Source organism: Kitasatospora sp. NPDC088351, from assembly GCF_040685575.1.
Lineage (GTDB): Bacteria > Actinomycetota > Actinomycetes > Streptomycetales > Streptomycetaceae > Kitasatospora.
In genome coordinates, this window is record NZ_JBFBIL010000019.1 from 85,691 (window position 1) to 106,499 (window position 20,809).

Genomic DNA, 20,809 nt, shown 5'->3' on the forward strand with positions numbered 1-20,809 from the left:
GCACGCCCGAGGCACTCACCGTGCCGTCGGCCCGGCCGCCATGTTCTCGCATCGCTCTCGCAGTGCTCGACGTGGACCGGCCGCTCGAAGTTCCGGGTCGTACCGATCGGCCCGGTCAGCCGGGGTAGGCCGGAGCCACCGCCGCTTCGAGCACCCGCCGGGACTGCCCGGTTCCGTCCGCCGGAACGGTCCACAGATCCGCCCCGAAGTCGCCGGGAAGCGCGTAGAGCAGGGTCGAGGCGTCCGACCAGACCGCCTGGTCGTCGATGCTGCGCTGCTCGGCGGTGGCGGTCTCGGTCATGGTGGCGAGGTCGAGCACGTAGAGCCGCCAGGGCGCGTCCTCGGGCAGGCCGGGGACGCGCCGCTTGTACGCGATCCGGGTGCCGTCCGGGGAGAGCGAGGGGCACTCGACGTTCTGGTGGAGGGTGGTGAGGCGGCGGGCGGCGAGGTCGCCGCGGACGAGGTAGGTCTGGCCGCCGGTGGCCAGGGTGGCGTAGAAGAGGTCGTCGTCGGCGAAGGTGACCCCCCAGATGTTGACGTCGTGCGCCTGGTACGGGTGGCCGTCCTTGATCACGTCGAAGGTCTCCAGGTTGTCCCGGAGGTTCCCGTCGCGGACGTCGACGATCGAGGTCCGGGTGGAGAAGTCGGTACCCGCGTAGGAGTCCCCGCTGACGAAGACCGTCCAGGCGGCGAGGTGGCCGGAGGGTGAGACCCGGGAACGGGTCGGGATGCCGGCGGCCGGGAAGGAGCGGAGTTCGCGCAGGTGGTCGTCGAGCAGGACGGCCCGGTAGCTGTCCTGCAGCGTCCCGCGCTCGGCCTGGAGGCAGACGCCCGTCCCGGCCGCCGCGTAGAAGCGCAGGCACTGGACGCCGGAGGCGGTGCGCGGGCCGTCGGGGTGGTCGGCGGGGACGGTGGCGAGCTCGTCGCGGTGCGGCCCCCAGGCGAGGTTGCGGAACACCAGCTGCCGTCCGTCGGAGGGTCGGCCGAGCGAGACCGGGCCGGTGGTGACGACCGGCCCGCCGGGCTGCGCCTGGTCCCGGCGGGCCGAGCGGTCGGCGGCGTACAGCACGGCGCCGGTGCCGACCGCGCCGAGCAGCAGGACGGCCACCAGCAGGATCAGCACCCTGGTACGGCCGGGGAGTCGGGTCATGAGAGCACCTCGGAGTCGGATCCGGCGCCGGGCCGGGCGTCACGGAGCACGAAGGCCGCCCCGAGCACGCACCCGGCCAGCGCGACCGCCGACCAGGCCAGCGCGGCGGTGCCGCCCACCGCGCTCCACAGGGCACCGAACACCAGCGAGCAGGCGAACCGGGCGAGCGCCTGCCCGGTGCCGACCAGGGCGAGCCCGGCGCCACGCTGTTCGGCCGGCACCGCGTCGGCCGCGGCGGCGGCGAGCACACCGTCGGTCGCCGCGTAGAACGCGCCGTGCAGCACCAGCACGCCGAGCACCGCGGGCAGCCCGTCCAGCGGCGAGAGCAGCAGCCCGTACGCGAGCAGCAGGAGGCCGTGCCCGGCCAGGAAGAGCCGGCGGCGGCCGATCCGGTCGGCGAGCGCCCCGAGCGGGACGGCGAGCAGCAGGAAGGCGGCGGCCGTGCCGAGCGGCAGCAGCGGGAAGAGGTCGGTGGCGAGGCCTAGCCTGCGCTGCACCAGCAGATAGAGGAAGGAGTCACTGACGGTGGTCAGCCCGAGCAGCACCGCGCAGAGCGCCAGCCGGCGCAGCGCGGGCCTCCGCAGCAGGGCGAGGCCTTCACGCAGCGAGGGAGCGGTAGTTGACGCTGCGTCAGCCTGCTGCCGATTCGGCACGAACAGCAGCAGGACCAGCACCCCGAGCACCGCCACACAGGCACTGACCGCGAACACCGCGTCGTAGCCGTGCCGTTCGCCGCCGTCGGCGAGCAGCGGGCCGCCGGCGAGGCGCAGCACCAGGAACGCGGTGAGCGGTCCGAGCAGCGCGCCCGCCGTGTCCATCGCCCGGTGGACGCCGAACGCCCGCCCCCGGTGCTCGGGTTGGGTCGCCAGCGAGATCATCGCGTCCCGGGGCGCGGTGCGCAGACCCTTGCCGGTGCGGTCGACGGCGAGCACGGCACCGATCAGCGGCACGGTGTGGACGAGCAGCAGCAGCGGTTTGCAGAGCGCCGACAGGCCGTAGCCGACCGCCGCGACCGCCTTGTGCCGGGCCGCGCCGTCCGCGCCGCGCCGGTCGGCGAGATGGCCGCCGGCCAGCCGGACCAGCGCGCTGAACCCGTTCTGGATGCCGTCCAGCAGGCCGAAGCCGAGCGGGGAGAGGCCGAGCCCGGTGAGCAGGTAGAGCGGCAGGACGGCGCTGACCATCTCGGAGGAGACGTCGGTGACCAGGCTGACGGTGCCCAGGACCAGCACGGTGCCGGGCACGGCGGCGGCCCCCCTCCGCCCCGGCCGGTCGGCCGGGGCGGAGGGGGCCTTGGAACTGCGGGATTCCGCGACGTACACGGGCGTCAGTTCCAGATGCCGGTGATGGTGGCGGCGGAGGCGGCGTTGCCCGCGTGGCTGCTCAGCCCGACGAGGTCCTCCAGGGTGCGCAGCACGTTGTAGTGGTTGTAGGTGGTGGCGGTGGTGCTGCCGGGCGTGACGTGCGCGCCGTAGAAGAGGGTCGGGATGCGGTTGCCGGAGAGCTTGTTGTCCTCGTCGAAGGTGAGCACGAGGAGGCTGTTGTGGCTCTGGGCCCAGGCCGCGTACGCGCCGAGCTTGTTCTTGACCCAGGTGTCGCCGGTGGAGACCGAGCAGTCGTGCATGTCGTTGCAGAGGTCGGGCACGACGAAGGAGACCTTCGGCAGCGTGGTGTAGTCGGCCGGGAACTGCGCGAAGGTGTACGCGCTGCTGGTCGGCACGTTGTTGAAGCCGAACCACGGGTTGTGCTTCTGGGCGTAGTTGCCGCTGCTGCAGGTGGTCGAACCCTGGCTCGGCAGGCCCTCGTTGTAGCTGGCCCAGGTCTGGCCGGCGGCGATCAGCTCGGAGCCCAGGTTGGGGGCGGAGAGCGAGCCGACCGGCACGCAGCTGTCGTCCGTACGGCCCTGGGTGGCGCCGGAGAACAGCATGTAGTAGTTGGGCTCGCTGGGGTGGGTGAGCCCGTAGGACTGGGTGAGGGTGGCCCCGCCCGCCTTGAGGGTGCCGTTGATGTACGGCGCGCTGGAGCTGCCGACGACCTGCGAGTAGGCGTGGTTCTCCAGGACGACGACCACCACGTGGTCGGGCGCGGGCAGGGTGGCGGCCTGCGCGGTGCTGCCGGTGGCCGCCCAGAGGCCGAGCGAGCCGGCGACCAGGCCGAGGCCGGCCACGAGGGCGGTGAGCGTGCGGCGGGGGGCCGCCTCGGCGGTTCCTTCGGTGGCTCGTTCGGCGGTCTCTTCGGTGGTCTTCTCGGTGGCGCGGAATCGTGCGAAGGGCATGGTGGTGTCGTCCTCCGTGCGTCGGGACTTCCGGGTTCGGGATTTCCGGGGTTGGAGCGCCGCAAACAGTAGGAGCGCGGCGGTGTCGTGTACCGCACAAGGAAGGTGAAGAACAGACGAACACGGCGATGCCGTCCGCGGTGGCTGTCACAGCCGTCCCGATTGACCCGTCCGTCGCCGCCGTGGTGGGATTCCACGGGCGCCGCCTCCTCTGCGCGGCTTTGTCCCGGGGCCTCGCGGGGCCTCTCGCGGGGCGTCCCGCGAAGCCCGTCAAGCCCGTCAAGCCCGTCGCGCTAGGGAGCGGAACGTGATCGGTCTGGTCGCCGTGACCGCGGCGGGCCGCCCGCTCGCCGAGGAGCTGCACGCGGCCTGGCCGGACGGCAGCGTGGTCGTCCCGGCCGGGCGCGACGCGGACGGGGACCCTCGGGAGATCCTTGACCTCGCGCTGGGCGGCTGCCGGAGACTGGTCTGCTTCGCGCCCGTCGGTCTCGTCGTGCGACTGCTCCTCGACGCGGCCCCCGGCCTGTCGGAGCGGCCCGCCGTGGTCTGCGTCGATCTCGAACGCCGCTTCACCGTCTCGCTGACCGGGGGTCCCGGGGGAGCGGGCGGAGGCGCTGACGGGGGTGCGGCGGCCGACGGGGGCGCGGGCAGCGACGGGGGCGCCGACGAGCTGGCCGGGGAGGTGGCGGCCGTCCTCGGCATCTGGCCGGTGGTCACCGACGGGCCCGCGGCCGACCCGCTCGCCGACGCGACGGAAGCACCCGGCCGCCCCACCGCGCTCCCGGCCCGCCCCGGCGGCCTGCCGCCCCTCCCGCGCCGCAGAGACCTGGTCATCGGGATCGGCGCCCGCCAGGCGACCGAACCCCCGGAGGTGGCCCGGCTCATCCGCCGGACGCTGCTGGAGGCCGGACTGTCCAGCCGCTCCGTCGCCCGGCTCGCGACCCTGGACGGCAAGGGCGACCACCCCGCCGTCCGCTGGGCCTCCGCCCGGATGGGCCTGCCGGTGGACGAGCACCCGGCCGACACGCTCGCGGCCGTCGCGGTGCCGAACCCGTCCGCCGCCGTCGGCAGCGCGGTCGGCACCATGAGCGTGGCGGAGGCCGCCGCGCTGGCGAGTGCGCCGGGTGGCGAGCTCGTCGTCGCCAAACGCAAGTCGGCGACGGCGACGGTCGCGGTGGCCCGCGCCGCGGTGCGCGGCCGGCTCGCCGTCGTCGGCCTGGGCCCCGGGGAGCACGACCTGCTCGTCCCCCGTGCCCTGGCGGAGCTGCGGCGCGCGACGGTGGTGGTCGGCGAACCCGGCGCGGTCGAGCGGATCGCCGGACTGCTGCGGCCGGGAACACGGCGGTCCGCCGTCCCGGACGGCTGTGCGGAGCTCGCCGTCGCACTCGCCTCGCAGCGGCAGGCCGTCGCCCTGGTCGCGCTCGGGGACGGCGCCTCGTACGCGCCGCCGCCCGGGCCGTACGAGCTGCACCGCGTCCCCGGTCTGCCCCTTCCGCCCCCTCCCCCCGTTCCCCCCGTAGGAGACCTCTCATGACCACCGCTGGGCCCGACCTCCGCCACCACGGCGACGCCGAGGTGCGCGCCGACGGGCTCGGTCTGGTCGACCTCGCCGTCAACGTCCGGACCGGCACGCCCCCGTCGTGGCTGCGCGAGCACCTCGCGGCGACCCTCGGAGGTCTCGCCGCCTACCCCGACCAGACCGCCGCCCGGGCCGCCGTCGCCGCCCGGCACGGCCGGCCGGTGGAGGAGGTGCTGCTGACCTCGGGCGCGGCGGAGGCGTTCGTGCTGCTGGCCCGCGTCCTGGCGGCACGTCATATCGTCGTGGTGCACCCGCAGTTCACCGAGCCCGAGGCGGCGCTGCGGGACGCCGGGCACGAGGTGGACCGGGTGCTGCTCGCCCCCTCGGACGGCTTCCGGCTGGGATCCGTGCCTCCCACCGCGGACCTGGTCGTGCTCGGCAACCCGACCAACCCGACCTCCGTCCTGCACCCGGCCGCCGCCGTCGCCGCCCTCGCCCGGCCCGGCCGGACCCTGGTGGTGGACGAGGCGTTCATGGACACCGTGCCCGGCGAGCGCGAATCCCTCGCCGCCGTCCGGGACCTGCCCGGCCAGGTGGTCGTCCTGCGCAGCCTCACCAAGACCTGGGGCCTGGCCGGCCTGCGGATCGGCTACGCCCTCGGCCCGGCGCCGCTGATCGCCGCCCTCGGCGCCGCCCAGCCGCTCTGGCCGGTCTCCACCCCCGCCCTGGCCGCCGCCGAGGTGTGCAGTGCCCCCGCCGCCCTCGCCGAGGCCGAGCGGGCCGCCGCCGAACTGGGCGTCCACCGGGACCACCTGCTGAAGGGGCTCGCCGCGTTCCCGTCCGTCCGGGTGCACGGCGAGCCGGCCGCCTCCTTCGTGCTGATCCGGCTGCCCGGCGCGGCCGTCGTCCGCGAGCGCCTGCGGGACGCCGGCTTCGCCGTCCGCAGGGGCGACACCTTCCCCGGCCTCGGCCCGGACTGGCTGCGCATCGCCGTCCGGGACGAGGAGACGACCGACCGGTTCCTCACCGCCCTGGCCGGCGTCCTCAGCACAGACTGACCGCGCCCCCACCGCCACCCGCCCGGCGGCCACCACTCGCGCACAGACACCGGCGCGGGGCATCGGCGCCATGCCCTCCGGCGGCACCAGCCGGTTCCGCTCGGCGAGCACCCGCGGCGCGGCCGTGCTGCGCGGCAGCGGCCCGCGGGTGTCCCCCCACCCTCATACCGCCGCCCACTCCTTCAGCGTCGCGAAGTCGCCCTCCCGCAGGCCGAGTCTGGGATCGATGCGGAGGGTGAGGGCGCGGCCCGGGTGGTGGGCCGCTGTCCACGCGGTGTCCTGCGGCCCCAACTCGTCGTCCACCCAGGCGAACGGCCGCCCGGCCGCCCGGGCGACGAGGCATCTGGTCTTCCAGTGCAGCCCGTCCGGATCCTCCCGGTGCGGCTCCGGCCAGTCCACGAACGGCAGCTGCGGCAGCCCGAGCAGCGGTGCGATCCAGGCATTCGCCTCGTCCATCCAGGTGGTGGCCCAGACCAGCTCGTACGGCAGCGCGAGCAGCTCCGGCCCGTGCACCGGGTTGAGCCACAACCGCAACGGCCGCACGTACTCGGCGGGCCCGCGCGGGAACCGGGACACCCAGAAATCCGGCTTCACCCGGTGGGTGAGGTACCCCTCCGGCCGCTTGTGCGGCTTCGCGGCATACGGATTCAGCGGACCGTCGACGTCGAGGAGGAGCAGTGGTGGCGGCATGCCCCGCATCCTGACCCCGCCGCCCCGCCTCCGGCCACCCGTTTTCCGGCTGCCGCTTCGTCCGGTGGGCCTCCGGCCGGGCGACCGGTTCCTGCGGGCGGCCCGGTGCCGCGAGGTGGCCGGTGTTCCGGAGCGGCTCGAAGGTCCCGACCGCCGAGCGGTCGGGACCGAACGCACCGTTGGACCCTAGGAGTTCAGGTGGATTCCGATCGTCAGGAACGCCTGGACGAGGGGGACCTGGGGGACGGCCGGGGAGACGACCTGGGAGGCGTAGTGGACGATGACCAGGTCGAGTGCGGGGGAGATGAAGAGCCGCTGGCCGTGGATGCCGCTCGCCATGAAGGAGCCGTACGGGTCGTTGGGGATCCACCACAGGTCGTGGTAGGAGAGGGTGGCCGGCGCGTCGGGGGGTGCGGCGGGGAAGCGGACCCGGCGGGGACAGCCGTCCGGGACGCCCGACACGATGGTTGACGCGACGGCCTCGGGAATGACCTGGCGGTCGCCGACGGCGCCGCCGCAGCGGATCATCTCGCCGAGCCTGGCCACGTCGCGCGCGGTGGCGCTGAATCCGCCGCAGGCGGACTCGTTCCCCTCGGCGTCGAGGATGTAGTAGGCGTCCTCCTCGGCGCCGATCCGGGTCCAGATCGTGTCGGACAGGTGCGCCGAGGTGGTGGTGCCGGTGACGCGGCGCAGGACTTCGGCGAGGGCTTCGACGTTGCCGTTCTCGTAGCGGAAGCCGGTGCCGGGTTCGCCGGTCGCCCGGGCCGTCGCGAGGTGTTCGCGGATGGTGGCCGGTCCGCTGTAGCCGAAGGGCCGCAGCTGGGGTGCCAGGACGGCGAAGTAGCGCTGGGCCTCCAGCGCCTTGTCGTAGGGTCGCCCCGCGTAGCTCATCCGGGTGCCCATGTGGAGCAGGTGGTCGACCGTGGCGTCGCCGAAGGCGGTGCCGGCGAGTTCGGGGACGTACGTCGAGACCTCGGCGTCGCGGTCGAGCCGTCCTTCGTGGACGAGGACGGCCGCCAGCAGGCCCAGGTAGGACTTGGCGGCCGAGGCGTTGAAGTGGGGTACGTGGGGCTCGTAGCCGTGCAGGTACTGCTCGTGGACGACGCTGCCCCGGTGCAGGACGAGCAGGGCGTCGGTCTCGGCCTCGGCGAGCAGCCGCGCGAGTGTCAGCGTACGGCCCTGCGGCCCGGCGAAGGCGAGACCGTCGAGCGCGCCGGACGGTGCGCCGGGCAGGTCCCGGGCCGGGCCTCGGCCCCGCCAGACACCACGGCTGGGAACGGTCTCCCGGCCGGACGTCGTATGGCGGCGGGCCCAGGACGGGTCCGTGAATCCGCGGGCCCAGGAGAGGTCGGACAGTGGGGGCATGACGGGCATGCGGCAGCTCCGCTCTTCTCATGCGTGCCTTCCGGGCTCGTTACCGTACATCGTGTCTGGTAAATCGGCCAGGAACGGCAGGGTGCGGTGAGAGACGGAAGGGTGCGGTGAGATGAGCGGGCCCTACGGCACCAGGTCCAGGGCCCCCGGAGCATCCGAGGGCGCCAGCCCCGTGGCCCACACCCGCCCGTAGACGGACAGGTCGCGCAGGTGGGCGGTGATGTCGGCGGCGCTGTAGCCGGTGTCGCTCTCCACCCACCAGGCCAGCACGCCGATGAGCTCGCCGGTCCAGGCCCGCGCGACGAGGTCGAGCGGGATCCGCGGCGTCACTCCGAGCTGTGCGACCCGCTCACGGAACGCGGCCTCGGCGTGCGCACGGATGAGCTCGGTGAACTCGCGCAGCGCCCGCCCGTCGCCCTCCCCCCGCAGGATCACCTGGTAGACCGGCCGTTCCTGCGCGGCGTGCTCGAAGATGTACTTCACCGGCAGTCCGGTGAAGCCCTGGGCGTGCGCCTGCCGGACCGCCGGCAGGAGGCGCTCGCGGTCTTCGGCGAGGTCGCGGACGATGCCGACGAGCAGGTCCTCCTTGTCCCGGCAGTGCGCGTAGAAGGTGGCGCGGCCGACGTCCGCGCGCTCGGTGATCTCCTCGACCGTGATCGCCTGGAACCCCTTCTCCAGGGCGAGTTCCACCAGGGCTCGGCGCAACGCGGCGCGTGTCCGGCGAACGCGGCGGTCTCCCGCTGGCTTCATGTCCACATCGTTTCCTTCTGGTCCGGACCGTTGACCCGACCCTAACGCTGCCCTTAGGTTGCCGGACACCAAACTAGTTACCGAACAAAGAGTTCGGAATTTCTGTGGAGGTGCGATGAATCTCGGGCGATACGTGCGCCGGGCGGCCGGCCATCACCCCGACGCCGAAGCCGTGGTCTGCGGGCCTGTCCGGCTGACCTACGCGGAACTCGACGACCACAGCGACCGGCTCGCGACCGCGCTGCGCGAGCTGGGGCTGAACAGGGGTGACCGGGTCGCGACGCTCGCGGCCAATCGTGCCGAACTCGTCGTCACCGAAGTGGCGCTGTACAAGGCCGGACTGGCCCGCGCACCTGTCAACGCGCGCCTCGGCGACGCCGAAGTGGCCCATCTGCTCCGCGAGTCCGAAGCCCGGGTCCTGCTCACCGACGCCGGCCATCTGGACACGGCCCGCGCGGCGGTGCCCGGCACGGAGGTGAAGACCGTCCTCGGCTACGACGGTCCCGGCGATCTGGGCCCGGGCTACGCGGACACGCTGGCCGACGCCGCCGGTGGGGCCGTCGACGTCGACTGCGACGAGAGGGACATCGCCGTCCTGCACTTCACCTCCGGCTCCACGGGCCGGCTCAAGGCGGCGGTCCAGACGTACGGCAACCGGCTGGCGCTGATGCGCAAGTCGGTGATGAACGCGGACACCCGGATCGGCCCGGGAGAGCGGCAGATCCTCGCCGGCCCCGTGACCCACGCCTCCGGCATGCCGCTGATGGGCGTCTTCTTCGCCGGCGGCTGCGCGGTCGTCCTGCCGCGCTGGGACGCCGAGGAGTTCCTCGCCACCGTCCAGCGGGAGCGCGCCACCCACGCCTTCGTCGTACCGACCATGGTCAACACGGTGCTCGCGCTCCCGAACGCCCGCGACTACGACCTCTCCAGCCTGCGTCAGCTGATCTACGGCGCCGCGCCCATGTCACCGGCCCGCATCCGCGCCGCCTGGGACCTGTTCGGGCCCGTGCTCTCCCAGGGATACGGCTGCGGGGAGACCACCTCCGGGGTCCTGTTCCTCTCCACCGAGGACCATCGGCGGGCGATCGACGGCGAGGACGAGGAACTGCTCCTGTCCTGCGGGCGCCCGCTCGCCGAGGCCGACGTCCGGATCGTCGACGAGGCGGGCGCGCAGGTGCCCGACGGCGGGATCGGCGAGATCGCCGTCCGCGGCCCCGATGTCGTCCCCGGCTACCACAACGAGCCGGCGCTGACCGCCGAATCCTTCCGCGACGGCTGGTTCCTCACCGGAGACCTCGCCCGCCGCCGGTCCGACGGCTACGTCTTCATCGTCGACCGCAAGAAGGACATGATCATCTCCGGCGGGTTCAACATCTACGCCGTCGAGGTGGAATCCGTCCTTCACCAGCACCCGGACGTCTACGAGGCCGCCGTCGTCGGCGTCCCGGACGACCGGTGGGGCGAGGCCGTCAAGGCCGTGGTCGTCCCCCGCGCCGGCGCCGTGCTCACCGAGACGCAGCTCGTCGGGTTCTGTGCCGAACGGCTGGCCCGCATGAAGAAGCCCCGCTCCGTCGACTTCGTCGCGGCCCTGCCCCACAACCCCAACGGCAAGATCGACCGCCGCGCGATCCGCGAGCCGTACTGGGCGGGCGCCGAGCGCCGCGTCCACTGACCCTCCGAGCCCGCCTGACGCACCCCCAGGAACAGGAACCGCACCCATGCCCTACACCCTCGAACCCTCCTACGAGGACAACCCCCGCCTCCAGGACCTCGTCGTCCGGCTACGCGGCTACCTCGCCGACGAACTCATCCCCTACGAACGCGAGCACGGCATCACCCCCGAGAGCAGGCTCGACCGCGCCACCCTCGAACGCGTCTGGAAGCGCAGCGGCGAACTCGGCTTCTACGGCATCAGCCTGCCGCCCGAACTCGGCGGCCAGGGCCTGGGCTTCACCGAACTGTGCGCCCTGAAGGAGGAACTGACCGCCTCCGGAGCCGCCCTGTCGCACTCCGTCCTCGGAGACCTGGGCGGGCCGCTGCGGGTGGGCGCCATCGTGAAGTACGCCACCGAATACCAGCTGGAGCGCTACCTCCTGCCGGTGATCCGCGGCGAACGCGCCTGCTGCTTCTCCCTCACCGAGCAGGACGCCGGCTCCGACGTGCGGCGCATGACCACCACGGCCGTCCCCGACGGCGACAGCTACGTCCTCAACGGGCACAAGGTCTTCAGCTCCGCCGCCCCCTTCGCCGACTTCGCGATCGTCGTCGCCCGCATGGCCGGCACGGACGAGGCGTACAGCGCCTTCCTGGTCGACCTCGACAGCCCCGGCTGCCAGGTCCTCGACGGAGAAGTCCCCATGTCCGGCCAGCAGATGGAAGGAGACCTGCTCCTCGAGGACTGCCGCGTCCCGGCGGCCAACCTGCTCGGCGAGATCGGCCAGGGCCTGCGCATCGGCATCGGTCGCATCACCCTCAACCGGCTGCTCCACTGCCCCTCGCTGATCGGCGCCGCCCGGCGCGCCTGGGACCTCTCCGTGGCCCACTCCAAGAGCCGGGTCGCGTTCGGGCAACCGCTGCTCGCGCTCCAGGCCATCCAGCACAAGCTCGCCGAGATGGCCACCGACATCTACGCGGCCCGCTCCATGGTCACGGCCACCGCCGCCCGCGCCGACCTCGGCGCGAACATCGCGGTGGAGGCCAACATGTGCAAGCTGTTCACCTCCGAGGCGTGCTTCCGCGTCGCGGACCAGGCCGTCCAGATCCACGGCAAGGCCGGTCTGACCCGCGGTCACGAGGTCGAGCAGATCTTCCGCACCCTGCGGATGTTCCGGATCGTCACCGGAACCACCGAGATCCACAAGAACGCCATCGTCAAGGCACTTGTCTGACCGGGCACTCCCCACCCCGGGAAGCAGAGGCCGCCGGGCGTACACCCGTACGCCCGGCGGCCCCGACACACGCAAGCCCGCCTCCCCGGAACTCTGCCCCCTCACTGTCCGGGGCCGCCCGGCCCGACCACGGTGGCCCGTCGGCATCACGACCCCCTGCTCCACCCCCACCCGCAGGAGTCACCCATGGCACCCCACCCCACCGCTCCCCCGCTCGGCCGGACCGACGCCGTGGCCACCGATCCCCCGTACGACCGCCGCCGCGCCTGGCTGATCACCGCCATGATCGTGACCTTCATGGTCATCAACTTCGCCGACAAGTCCGTCCTGGGTCTCGCCGCCCTCCCGATCATGGACGAGCTGCACATCGACAACAGCACCTACGGCCTGGTCTCCAGCTCCTTCTCCCTGCTCTTCAGCCTCTCCGGCCTCGTCGTCGGCTTCCTCTCCACCCGGATATCCAGCCGAACGCTCCTGTTCGCCATGACCATGCTGTGGGCCGTCGCACAGCTGCCCGTCCTGCTCGCCGCCACCGTGCCCGCGCTGATCGCCGGCCGCGCCCTCCTCGGCGCCGCGGAGGGCCCCGCCGCGTCCATGTCCATGCACGCGCTGTACAAGTGGTTTCCCCCGAACCGCCGCGGCCTGCCCTCGGCCCTGCAGATCGGCGGTGCGGCCCTCGGCACGCTCATCGCGGCGCCCGTCCTCACCTGGGTCATCACCGGATTCGGCTGGCGGGCGGCCTTCGCCGCGCTCGCCGTCGTCAGCGCGATCTGGGGCCTGCTCTGGTGGCGGGTGGGCCACGACGGCCCGTTCGACCACGCCCGCACCACTCCTGTCACGGGTGGCACGCCGGGGGCCAGGCTCCCCTACCGCCGGTTGCTGACCACCGGCACCGTGCTGGGCAGCATCTCCAGTGCCTTCGGTGCCGCGTGGGCCCTCTCCCTCAGCCAGTCATGGCTTCCCGCCTACCTCCGAACCGAACTCGGGATGAGCCCGAAGGCCGCCGCCACCACCATCAGCGCCGTCTCCGCCTTCAGCCTCGTTCTGCTGCTGGCCGTCTCCCCGCTCATGGACGCGCTCAAGTCCCGTGGCGTGTCGAGCCGTTGGTCGAGCGGCGCCGCTCAGGGCAGCGCGGTCTGCGTGGCAGGCTGCGCGATGGCCGCCCTCCCGCTCGCCGACGCCGCCCTTCCCCGCCTGCTCCTGATCGCGCTCGCCTTCGGCACCGTCGCCATCGCGATCCCCCTGCACTACATGACCGCCGCCGAGGTCGTCCCCACCGCCCAGCGAGGCGCCCTCTTCGGTATCGTCGCCGCCACCGGCACCCTCCCCGGCCTCCTCGCGCCCTTCCTCACCGGCCGCCTCCTCGACACCGCGGACGATCCCGCCTCGGGCTACCGCACCGCATTCCTCATCGCCGGCCTCGTGATGACGGTGGCGGGAACACTCGCCCTCATCGCCATCCGCCCCGAACGCGACGCCCGGCGCCTGGAACTGGACACACCCGGGAGTCCATGACGAATCGAGGTCCCGCCGGAGGGCCGGCTCGTAGGCGGGAGGTCTGGTGGACGGCCCTCGCCGCCGCGCCAGGGGTAGCACTCCGCCGGGCGGCGGAGCGCTACCCCTGCGGCCGGTGGAGGTACAGGGCGGGCAGGTTGACCACGATCGCCTCCTGGGTGGAGCGGGCGATGACGACCACGGCCTCCTCCTCCCCGTCCGGGTTCTCCTCCCGGTGGGGGACGAAGGGCGGGATGAAGACGTAGTCGCCGGGAGCGGTGCGGATCCGCTCCTCCGCGCCGTCCTCCCGCAGGAAGACGAACTCGGGCCGACCGCTGACCACGTAGATCGCCGTCTCGGAGTCGCCGTGGTGGTGGTCGCCGGAGGAGGTGGCGGGGGCGACATGGGTCTGCCCCATCCAGAGGCGTTCGGCGCCGACGCTCGCACCGCGGACGGCGGCGAAGCGGCGCATGCCGCCGGTCTGGGCGGTGCCCGCGTCGTTCTCTGTCAAGTTCAGCGTGTTGCATGATCACGACCCCCTCCGCCCGGGCCGCACCCACCCTGTCAGGAGGCGCGGCCGCCGGCTCACCGGTTCGTCGACCGGCAATTCTCTCTGCTTCCTATATGCGACTGACAAGAAATCAGAAATTGGCCAATTTTCATACGTCTTACTCATTGCCGGATTGATTCGGACCGGTGTCCTGCACGGGCCACTTATCGCAACACGGTGACCTGCGCAGAGGACACTGCTCCCGACCGGTAGGACAGTCCGGTTGAGTCGGATCAGACCAGGGAGGGGAGGATGCGGCGCGGCCAGTGGCCGAGCCAGAACGCGGCAGTGGACGGCTCGGGCTGATCCTCGGTGGAGCCGTCGTGGGGCAGCAGTTCGGTGGGGGCGATGTAACCCTCGCCCGGTTCGAGGCGGATGCGGAAGATCCGCAGGGGCTGGTGGCCGGCGGCGTACGCCCGCAGGTCATCGGTGTGCGGGTAGCGGCTGGCGGGGTCGCGGTACAGGGTGCGGCAGATGGTGCGGATGTCGAGGTCGGCGAGCAGGAGGTAGCGGGTGCCGGGGCCGAGGTTGAAGCACAGGCGCCGTCGGCCGGTGTGCTTGGACTGGTAGTCCAGCTTGTCCCAGTTGTCGAGGTGCAGCCCGATGCGGCGGCCGTCCTGGTAGTTGGGGGTGGTGGTCAGGGCCTTGGCGGGGCTGGCGGCCTGGCCGAGGTGGACGGCGTCCGGATCGCCGAGCGGATCGGCCAGAGCCGCCAGGCTCGCGGGCGCCGCGCCGCCGGGGAGCTTGACCAGCTCCACCAGCGTGTTGTCGGCGGTTGAGGCGGTCGGCCTGAGTCGCGTGGCCAGGTCGGCGGTCAGGGGCTGCCAGGGGCCAGCCGGAAGGACGGCCCCCGGTTCGTACTCCGGCTCGCCCCCGGCGATGCGGACCCCAGTGGTCTCGCACCGGGCGATGAGGGCGGCAGGGTCGGTGTGGGCTATGGCGAGGTTCAATCCGGGCTCCTCCCGGTTCGGGTCACCGGCGCTCGTTCAGGGTGTCGCCGAAGGTTACGTCCAGCTCTGCGATCAGGGCTTCGGCGAGCTCGGACTGCTGGGCCCGGTCGATGATGACCTTGCCGAGGTTGGCGACGCCCCGGACCGTGGTCAGGTCGTTGCCGCGCAGGTCGAGGTCTTGGTACTTGCCGCGGCCGAACTCGGCCAGCCGCAGCGTGCACTCGTCGATGACCGTGCGGCTGAGGTCGCAGCCGGTGAACACGGCCTCGGTCAGTACGCACTTGGAGAAGGCGACCGGCCCGGTAGCCCGCACCTGCTCGAAGCTCGCGTAGTCGAGCTTGCAGTTCTCGAAGAGCACGTTGTCCAGGGTCACGCCGGTGAGGTTGGCTCCCATGATCTTGCAGTTGCGGAAGACGACGCGGGACAGCTTGGTGTCGCTGATCCGGGCGGTGGCGAGGTCGCAGGTGTCGAACTCGACGGAGTCCAGGCGGACTTTGTCGAGCTGGACGCGGTCGGCCCGCAGCCCGGTGACGCGGCCGGTGATGAGGCTGGTGTCGGTGAGGTCCAGGTCCCGCAGGTCGGCGTCGCCGTACTGGAAGCCCTGGACGATGCCCCGCGCGGAGTCGAGCGTGCTGACGTTGGACAGGTAGAGGCCGGGCTCGTTCAGGCTGGGCAGGGTCACGGTGACGCGGCCGAAGGTGCTGTCCACTGTCTTGCTCCGCTCTCTCGGTTCGGGGCCGGGCCCGCACCGTGTGGTGCGGGCCCGGGTGGTTCAGGTGGTGCTACTTGCTGGCCTTGTTGTCCCAGGTCGGCCGGTTGTCGAACTTGGGTGTGGGGTTGTCCCAGGTCGGCCGGTTGTCGAACTTGGCGACCGCGCTGTCGGCCAGGGTGCCGGCGGTGAGGTCGGCGATCACCGGGGCGTCGGTGCTGGCCAGCAGTTCGAGCAGGGTCATGCGGTTTGCTCCTCTCGGACGGTATCGGACAGTGCGGTGATGAGGGCCTGCCTGGACACGCGGCAGTAGTTCGTTTCGGTGGTGTCCAGGCGGCCGTTCTCGAAGTAGCGATTGCCGGCCTGCGCTCCCCGGCAGAAGCCGAAGAACTCGCAGGTGGCCTCGCACTCGTCCAGGCCGGTCAGGAACTCGCGCACGTACCGCAGGTCGTGCGCGCGGTCCAGCATGGAGCCGATGCTCAGCTCCAGGACGTTCCCGGCCCGGAAGTCCTCGTAGGCCGGGTCTTTGATCCCGGCGAGCTCGGGCGAGAGCAGGACGACGTCCCCAGCGGAGGAGACGGTCGGTATGGGATCGATCAGCAGCCCGTCCCCGGTTGCCTGTGCGCCGGAGCGGGCGGCTCGCAGGTAGCCGCCGAGGCGGTCGACCTCCCGGATGGTCAGCTCCTTGTGCTGCCGGGACCAGGCGATGGTGCGGTGCCAGAACTCGCGGGCCTGTTCGACAGCGGGCACCAGGCGATCGGTGTTGACGCCCTCCGTCTCCTCCATGTTCAGGCCCACGCTGTGGCAGCCGAGGCCGGCCATGAAGTCCAGCAGACCCTCGGGGTCGCTGATGCTCTCCGCGCTGACGACCGCGATTGCCGAGAACCGAACGTCGTGCTCGCGCAGGCAGCCGATCCCCTTCATGATCCGGTCGAACGCGGGCCGCCCGGCCCAGTCGACCCGCTGCCGGTTGAGGGCTGCCGGACCGTCGATGCTCACCCCGACCCGGAACCCGTACTCGGTCAGGAACTCGCACCAGGCGGGGTTGAGCAGGACGGCGTTGGTCTGCACCGAGTGCTCGACCAGGCCGGCCTGCCGCAGCGGTTCGAAGGGCGCCAGCAGCTCGGCGAAGCGCCGGCGGCCGATCGCCAGCGGCTCACCGGCATGCCAGATGATCTCGACCGACTCCGGCGAGGCGGTGTCGGCGAACTCGGCGACCGAGCGGGCCACCGCCTCGGCGACCGCGACGGGCATCGGCGTGCGCTTGTCGCGGTCGGGCAGGTAGCAGTAGGTGCAGTTGAGGTTGCAGAAGCCGTCGGGCTGTACAACCACCATGTTCGGGCGGCGGGCGATGCGGCGCCGGTATCGGGCCAGGGTCTGCATCGTGCTGGCTCCTCGCTCGGATGTCAGAGGGATTCGGTGCCCGGATCGGTGTCCGGCGCGCTGGCAGGTCTGAGCGGCTGGTGCTCGACCAGGTAGCCGAGCAGGCCGAGCACGATGAGGTGGCCGGAGACCACCAGGGCCTTCACGGTGTCGCCGAACAGGTCGCGGTCGGGGTCGCGGTGCTGGGCACTCATGCCGCCACTCCCAGCTTCGCGTGGACCGTCTTGCCGTCCGGCAGCTGGTCGGCTCCCCAGTGACCGTCGGTGAGGTGGTGGACCAGGGCGATACCCCGGCCGCCCAGAGCCCCGCTGTCGGCCTCGACCATGACCGGCAGGACACGGCAGCCGTCGGTGACACGGATCTGGACCGCCTTCTCGTCGAGCCGCTCGATCTCGACCCTCATCCGCAGCTGGCAGCCGGTCTTGGCCGCGTTGGTCGCCAGCTCCGAGACGATCACCTGGGCATCTTCGACCAGGTGATCCAGGGCCCAGACCGCCAGCTGCACGCGCACCGGCCGACGGGCGGCCGACACGGACTCGGCCCGGTAGGGCAGGTTCACGCCGACAGACTCGGTGTCACTGGTGGCCGTGGTCGCGGCGGCCGTCGGCTCGGCTCCCGGGTGCATGCCAGCGGTGACGCCATGGCGGAACTCCTGGTTGAGGGTGCGGATGAGGGTTGGCCGGCGCCAGGCCCGGAACGCAGGACGGGCCTGGCGCCAGATGCCGCCCCCAGGGGATGTCGGGCGGCGTTGCGCAACCAGTGAACGACCGTCAGCTACCAAGTGGTGAGGCAAAGTACGCACGTTGCAGGTCTCGGCCGAACCGGAAAACTTGACCGTCTCATTGCCCGTTCCCCTGCACGCCACGTCACACCGCGGCTACGTTGATCACATGGTGGCCAACGTCGCACTCCGCCTCCGGATGGCCGAACGCCGCATGACGAAGGCAGAGTTAGCCCGCGAAGTGAACGCCGAGGTCAAGATCCTCACGGGGAAGCTCGGCACGGTATCAGAGCGCACGGTGCACAACTGGCTTACCGGTCAGACCCGTTGGCCGCCGTTGAAGATCCGCCTCGCGCTCACGGCAGTATTCGACTGCATGCCCGAGGAACTGGGCTTCGTCCCCACCGGGCGGACCCGCACCACAACGGAGGTCAACGTGAGGCGACGCGACTTCATAGCGGTTGCCGGAGGCACGGCGGCTGCCGTGTTGACCAGCACCGCGGCAAGCGGACCGCGTCGGATCGGGATCAGCGACGTGCAGCAGTTGCAGGCCCGCTTCGCCGAGGTCGTCGCCAGCGACCACCGCCACGGCGGCCGACTCAGCATCGAGACCCGCGTCGGCCAACTCGCCGACAAAGCCCTCGCCCTCCAGGAGCACGGCACCGCCACCCAGCGGATCAGAGCCCAGCTGTATGCCAGCGCGGCCTCCTTCATGTCGAGCGCGATGTGGGCCGCCATCGACGGCCGCCGCTTCGACGCCGCTCTTCAGCACCACCAGAAGGCCGCCTCCCTGGCCGCGATGTCCGGCGACAGCGGCATCCAGTTCCGCGTCTGGTCCCACGCCGGCAGCCTCTACCGCCACCTCTCCCGCCCCGGCGACGCACTCGCCGCCAACGACGTGGCCCGCAACCTGCCCATCGCCCGCCGTGACCCGCTGTTCGCCTCCCTCGGACATGCCCGCCACGCGGCCATCCACGGCCTGACCGGCGACACCAACGCGGTGCGGCGTTCCCTCGGCCACGCGCAGGACGCCCTCGACCGAGCCGGCCCTGCTGCGACCCGCCCGCTGTGGATAACCGCCTTCTACGATCAGTCGGAACTCGACTCCCTCGCGCTCGCCGCCCACCTGGCCGCCGGGAACTGGGAGGACGCTGAGGCCCACGCGCACCGCAGCATCGCGCTTCGCCGGGGCGCCATGCAGCGCTCCCACGCGATCACCACCGTCCGCCTGGCCCATGCCCAGCTCGGCCAGGACGCCCTCGAGCCCGCCGTCGCCACCGCCATGTCGGTACCGGCCGAGGTCTCCACCCATCCCCGTGTCACTGGCATGCTGAGCGTCTTCGGCACCAAGCTCACCGACCGCGCCGCGGGAAGCGGCCCCGCCCGCACCTGGGCCGAATACGCCCACGAGACCTGGAGGACCACCGCGTGACCGTCGAACTCCGCCACCACACCGACCTCACGGCCCAGGCCCGCCAGGACCTGCTGGACGTCTACGCGGACGTCCGGGCGCCGCTGCTGCACCTGGCCAACTACCGCGTTGAGGCGTTCGCCGAACGACTCGACCGGCACGCCACCGAGCCCGGGTTCGAACTCGTCCTCGGCTACGACGGCGAAGTCCCGGTGGGGTACGCGTACGGCAACACCGCCGAAGCCGGCGACCGGTACTGGAAGCGCATGGCCGAACCTCTACTCGACGGCTTCACCGACACCCCCGTGCTGGTCATCAAGGAGATCGGCGTCCGCACCCCCTGGCGCGGCACCGGCACCGCCCGCCGCATCCACGACGAGCTCCTCGCCCACCGCAACGAGGACCGCGTCACCCTCATGGTCAACCCGCTCGCCGGGGACGGCAAGGTCCAGGCCCTGTACGAGACCTGGGGCTACCAGGCCATCAATAGCCAGCAGCCCTCACCCGAGTCGCCCCGGCTCACCGCCATGCTTCGCGCACGCTGACGAACCGCATCCGATCCGGCGGGGGTGAGTTCCGGAGGAACCCCGCACTGCAGGCCTTCGACATCGCCTTCGACGGCCGACTCTCCGTCGGCCGCCGGTAACTCACAACACCCGAGTTACACCGTTGGCTGCAGACCCGGATGTGGTGGACACGGGAGGCGGCGGCGGGCGGCAGGTCGGGGTGGAAGGCGTCGGTCACGGCCGGCTCCACAGGTTGCGGGCGGCCAGCAGCGGCAGCACGCCCTCGCCGAACCAGTACGCCTCCTCCAGGTGCGGCATCCCGGAGAGCACGAACTCGTCGATGCCCAGCTCGTGGTACTCGGTGACGAGGTCGGCGACCTCGCGGTGGCTGCCGACCAGTGCCGTGCCCGCGCCACCGCGCAGCAGGCCGATGCCCGCCCACAGGCCGGGGTGGATCTCCAGCCGTTCCGCCGAGCCGCCGTGCAGCGCGAGCATCCGCCGCTGGCCCTCCGACTCGCTTTCGGCGAGGGCCCGTTGGGTCGCGCGGATGCGTCCCGGGTCCATCGCGGCGAGCAGCCGCTCCGTCTCGGCCCAGGCCTGCGCGGAGGTGTCCCGGGTGATGACGTGCAGACGGATGCCGAAGCGGACCACCCGGCCCCGGGCGGCGGCGAGTTCACGGATCCGGGCGATCTTCTCCCGTACCTGGCCGGGCGGTTCGCCCCAGGTCAGGTAGACGTCGGCGTACCGGGCGGCGATCTCGCCGGCCGCCGGGGAGGAGCCGCCGAAGTAGACGGGCGGCACCGGGTCGGGCAGCCGGTTCAACGTGGCGCGCTCGACGCGCAGATGGGGGCCGTCGTGGTCGACGGTCTCCCCCGCCCAGAGCCGCCGGGTGATGGAGAGGAACTCCCCGGTCCTGGCGTAGCGCGCGTCCTTGTCCAGGAAGTCCCCGTACGCCCGCTGCTCGGCCGACTCGCCGCCGGTCACCACGTTGAGCAGCAGCCGTCCGCCGGACTGCCGTTGGTAGGTCGCCGCCATCTGCGCGGCCAGCGTCGGGCTGAGCTGCCCGGGCCGGAACGCCACCAGGTACTTGAGCCGATCGGTGACCTGGGTCAGCATCGCCGTCGTCAGCCAGGCGTCCTCGCACCACGCGCCGGTCGGCGTCAGCACCCCCTCGAAGCCCAGCTGTTCGGCGCTGCGGGCTATCTGTCCCAGGTAGGCGACGCTCGGCGGCCGGTCCGACCCGGCCGTCCCGGGCGTCGAGCCGTGCCCGCCGCCGACGACGTGCCGGCTGTCGCCGTTGGTGGGGAGGAACCAGTGGAAGGTGAGGGACATGGGCGTACGCTCCTGTGCCGGGCATGCGTGCCTGAAGGGTGAACTCGAAGGA

Annotated in this window: 21 protein-coding genes; 7 read left to right on the top strand and 14 right to left on the bottom strand. The window is 72.3% G+C overall.

Going from position 1 to position 20,809, the window contains the following annotated elements:
• Positions 1 to 115: 115 nt before the first annotated feature.
• The 3 genes from AB0P06_RS16570 to AB0P06_RS16580 are packed head-to-tail and all read right to left on the bottom strand — an operon-like array spanning position 116 to position 3,422.
• Positions 116 to 1,150 (bottom strand): TolB-like translocation protein, encoded by a 1,035-nt coding sequence (locus AB0P06_RS16570; protein WP_363607984.1) that lies wholly within the window; start codon positions 1,148 to 1,150, stop codon positions 116 to 118.
• Positions 1,147 to 2,469, bottom strand: coding sequence for an MFS transporter (locus AB0P06_RS16575; protein ID WP_363607985.1), 1,323 nt, complete (start codon positions 2,467 to 2,469; stop codon positions 1,147 to 1,149). Before AB0P06_RS16575 ends, AB0P06_RS16570 begins: the two co-directional genes overlap by 4 nt.
• A gap of 5 nt (positions 2,470 to 2,474) precedes the next feature.
• On the bottom strand, positions 2,475 to 3,422 hold the full coding sequence (locus AB0P06_RS16580; RefSeq protein WP_363607986.1) for an alkaline phosphatase family protein: 948 nt from the start codon (positions 3,420 to 3,422) through the stop codon (positions 2,475 to 2,477).
• 307 nt (positions 3,423 to 3,729) lie between these two features.
• On the opposite strand from AB0P06_RS16580, the gene AB0P06_RS16585 reads away from it, so the two are divergent.
• On the top strand, positions 3,730 to 4,956 hold the full coding sequence (locus AB0P06_RS16585; RefSeq protein WP_363607987.1) for a cobalamin biosynthesis protein: 1,227 nt from the start codon (positions 3,730 to 3,732) through the stop codon (positions 4,954 to 4,956).
• On the top strand, positions 4,953 to 5,999 hold the full coding sequence (cobC, locus tag AB0P06_RS16590) for an Rv2231c family pyridoxal phosphate-dependent protein CobC (protein WP_363607988.1): 1,047 nt from the start codon (positions 4,953 to 4,955) through the stop codon (positions 5,997 to 5,999). The genes AB0P06_RS16585 and cobC overlap by 4 nt, the downstream gene beginning before the upstream one ends.
• Positions 6,000 to 6,161: 162 nt before the next feature.
• On the opposite strand, the gene AB0P06_RS16595 is transcribed toward cobC, so the two are convergent.
• From AB0P06_RS16595 to AB0P06_RS16605, 3 genes are all read right to left on the bottom strand, one after another.
• Complete coding sequence (locus tag AB0P06_RS16595; RefSeq protein WP_363607989.1) at positions 6,162 to 6,689, bottom strand: HAD domain-containing protein; 528 nt, start codon at positions 6,687 to 6,689, stop codon at positions 6,162 to 6,164.
• A gap of 186 nt (positions 6,690 to 6,875) precedes the next feature.
• On the bottom strand, positions 6,876 to 8,063 hold the full coding sequence (locus AB0P06_RS16600) for a serine hydrolase (protein WP_363607990.1): 1,188 nt from the start codon (positions 8,061 to 8,063) through the stop codon (positions 6,876 to 6,878).
• Between the two features lie 123 nt (positions 8,064 to 8,186).
• Positions 8,187 to 8,819 (bottom strand): TetR/AcrR family transcriptional regulator, encoded by a 633-nt coding sequence (locus AB0P06_RS16605; RefSeq protein ID WP_363607991.1) that lies wholly within the window; start codon positions 8,817 to 8,819, stop codon positions 8,187 to 8,189.
• A 109-nt stretch (positions 8,820 to 8,928) separates the two neighbouring features.
• Here AB0P06_RS16605 and AB0P06_RS16610 point away from each other — a divergent pair, with 109 nt between their 5' ends.
• The 3 genes from AB0P06_RS16610 (at position 8,929) to AB0P06_RS16620 (ending at position 13,216) form a co-directional block, all read left to right on the top strand.
• Positions 8,929 to 10,485, top strand: coding sequence for a long-chain fatty acid--CoA ligase (locus AB0P06_RS16610; RefSeq protein ID WP_363607992.1), 1,557 nt, complete (start codon positions 8,929 to 8,931; stop codon positions 10,483 to 10,485).
• A 46-nt stretch (positions 10,486 to 10,531) separates the two neighbouring features.
• On the top strand, positions 10,532 to 11,701 hold the full coding sequence (locus AB0P06_RS16615) for an acyl-CoA dehydrogenase family protein (protein WP_363607993.1): 1,170 nt from the start codon (positions 10,532 to 10,534) through the stop codon (positions 11,699 to 11,701).
• 186 nt (positions 11,702 to 11,887) lie between these two features.
• Positions 11,888 to 13,216 carry an MFS transporter gene (locus AB0P06_RS16620; RefSeq protein WP_363607994.1) on the top strand — a complete coding sequence of 443 codons (1,329 nt, stop codon included), beginning with the start codon at positions 11,888 to 11,890 and terminating at the stop codon, positions 13,214 to 13,216.
• Between the two features lie 100 nt (positions 13,217 to 13,316).
• On the opposite strand, the gene AB0P06_RS16625 is transcribed toward AB0P06_RS16620, so the two are convergent.
• The 7 genes from AB0P06_RS16625 to AB0P06_RS16655 all read right to left on the bottom strand — a co-directional run bounded on the left by AB0P06_RS16625 (position 13,317) and on the right by AB0P06_RS16655 (position 17,346).
• Entirely contained in the window at positions 13,317 to 13,667 is a 351-nt protein-coding gene (locus tag AB0P06_RS16625) for a cupin domain-containing protein (RefSeq protein ID WP_363608015.1), read from the bottom strand.
• 311 nt (positions 13,668 to 13,978) lie between these two features.
• Positions 13,979 to 14,695: a hypothetical protein gene (locus AB0P06_RS16630; RefSeq protein WP_363607995.1), complete on the bottom strand. Its 717-nt coding sequence runs from the start codon at positions 14,693 to 14,695 to the stop codon at positions 13,979 to 13,981.
• Positions 14,696 to 14,717: 22 nt separating this feature from the next.
• Entirely contained in the window at positions 14,718 to 15,404 is a 687-nt protein-coding gene (locus tag AB0P06_RS16635) for a pentapeptide repeat-containing protein (protein ID WP_363607996.1), read from the bottom strand.
• 73 nt (positions 15,405 to 15,477) lie between these two features.
• Entirely contained in the window at positions 15,478 to 15,648 is a 171-nt protein-coding gene (gene amcA, locus AB0P06_RS16640; RefSeq protein ID WP_363607997.1) for a multiple cyclophane-containing RiPP AmcA, read from the bottom strand.
• The gene (amcB, locus tag AB0P06_RS16645; RefSeq protein WP_363607998.1) at positions 15,645 to 16,787 is read right to left on the bottom strand and encodes a cyclophane-forming radical SAM peptide maturase AmcB; all 1,143 of its coding nucleotides are present in this window, start codon (positions 16,785 to 16,787) and stop codon (positions 15,645 to 15,647) included. Before amcB ends, amcA begins: the two co-directional genes overlap by 4 nt.
• A 23-nt stretch (positions 16,788 to 16,810) precedes the next feature.
• Positions 16,811 to 16,981, bottom strand: a complete 171-nt coding sequence (locus AB0P06_RS16650) for a hypothetical protein (protein WP_363607999.1) — start codon at positions 16,979 to 16,981, stop codon at positions 16,811 to 16,813.
• Entirely contained in the window at positions 16,978 to 17,346 is a 369-nt protein-coding gene (locus tag AB0P06_RS16655) for an ATP-binding protein (RefSeq protein ID WP_363608000.1), read from the bottom strand. Before AB0P06_RS16655 ends, AB0P06_RS16650 begins: the two co-directional genes overlap by 4 nt.
• Before the next feature lie 697 nt (positions 17,347 to 18,043).
• On the opposite strand from AB0P06_RS16655, the gene AB0P06_RS16660 reads away from it, so the two are divergent.
• Both AB0P06_RS16660 and AB0P06_RS16665 read left to right on the top strand, forming a co-directional pair.
• Positions 18,044 to 18,940, top strand: coding sequence for a hypothetical protein (locus AB0P06_RS16660; protein ID WP_363608001.1), 897 nt, complete (start codon positions 18,044 to 18,046; stop codon positions 18,938 to 18,940).
• A complete protein-coding gene (locus AB0P06_RS16665; protein ID WP_363608002.1) occupies positions 18,937 to 19,464 on the top strand; it encodes a GNAT family N-acetyltransferase in 528 nt (175 codons plus the stop codon). Before AB0P06_RS16660 ends, AB0P06_RS16665 begins: the two co-directional genes overlap by 4 nt.
• Before the next feature lie 195 nt (positions 19,465 to 19,659).
• Here AB0P06_RS16665 and AB0P06_RS16670 read toward each other — a convergent pair whose 3' ends face one another.
• On the bottom strand, positions 19,660 to 20,757 hold the full coding sequence (locus tag AB0P06_RS16670) for an LLM class flavin-dependent oxidoreductase (protein ID WP_363608003.1): 1,098 nt from the start codon (positions 20,755 to 20,757) through the stop codon (positions 19,660 to 19,662).
• Positions 20,758 to 20,809: the final 52 nt, after the last annotated feature.

What these genes read in the sequence shown, in the direction of transcription:
- AB0P06_RS16610 (WP_363607992.1), top strand. Translation starts at nt 8,929, where the DNA reads ATGAATCTCGGGCGATACGTGCGCCGGGCGGCCGGCCATCACCCCGAC.
- AB0P06_RS16615 (WP_363607993.1), top strand. Translation starts at nt 10,532, where the DNA reads ATGCCCTACACCCTCGAACCCTCCTACGAGGACAACCCCCGCCTCCAG.
- amcB (WP_363607998.1), bottom strand. Translation starts at nt 16,787, where the DNA reads ATGCAGACCCTGGCCCGATACCGGCGCCGCATCGCCCGCCGCCCGAAC.
- AB0P06_RS16625 (WP_363608015.1), bottom strand. Translation starts at nt 13,667, where the DNA reads ATGCGCCGCTTCGCCGCCGTCCGCGGTGCGAGCGTCGGCGCCGAACGC.
- AB0P06_RS16650 (WP_363607999.1), bottom strand. Translation starts at nt 16,981, where the DNA reads ATGAGTGCCCAGCACCGCGACCCCGACCGCGACCTGTTCGGCGACACC.
- AB0P06_RS16670 (WP_363608003.1), bottom strand. Translation starts at nt 20,757, where the DNA reads ATGTCCCTCACCTTCCACTGGTTCCTCCCCACCAACGGCGACAGCCGG.
- AB0P06_RS16600 (WP_363607990.1), bottom strand. Translation starts at nt 8,063, where the DNA reads ATGCCCGTCATGCCCCCACTGTCCGACCTCTCCTGGGCCCGCGGATTC.
- AB0P06_RS16580 (WP_363607986.1), bottom strand. Translation starts at nt 3,422, where the DNA reads ATGCCCTTCGCACGATTCCGCGCCACCGAGAAGACCACCGAAGAGACC.
- AB0P06_RS16570 (WP_363607984.1), bottom strand. Translation starts at nt 1,150, where the DNA reads ATGACCCGACTCCCCGGCCGTACCAGGGTGCTGATCCTGCTGGTGGCC.
- AB0P06_RS16620 (WP_363607994.1), top strand. Translation starts at nt 11,888, where the DNA reads ATGGCACCCCACCCCACCGCTCCCCCGCTCGGCCGGACCGACGCCGTG.
- AB0P06_RS16595 (WP_363607989.1), bottom strand. Translation starts at nt 6,689, where the DNA reads ATGCCGCCACCACTGCTCCTCCTCGACGTCGACGGTCCGCTGAATCCG.
- amcA (WP_363607997.1), bottom strand. Translation starts at nt 15,648, where the DNA reads ATGACCCTGCTCGAACTGCTGGCCAGCACCGACGCCCCGGTGATCGCC.
- cobC (WP_363607988.1), top strand. Translation starts at nt 4,953, where the DNA reads ATGACCACCGCTGGGCCCGACCTCCGCCACCACGGCGACGCCGAGGTG.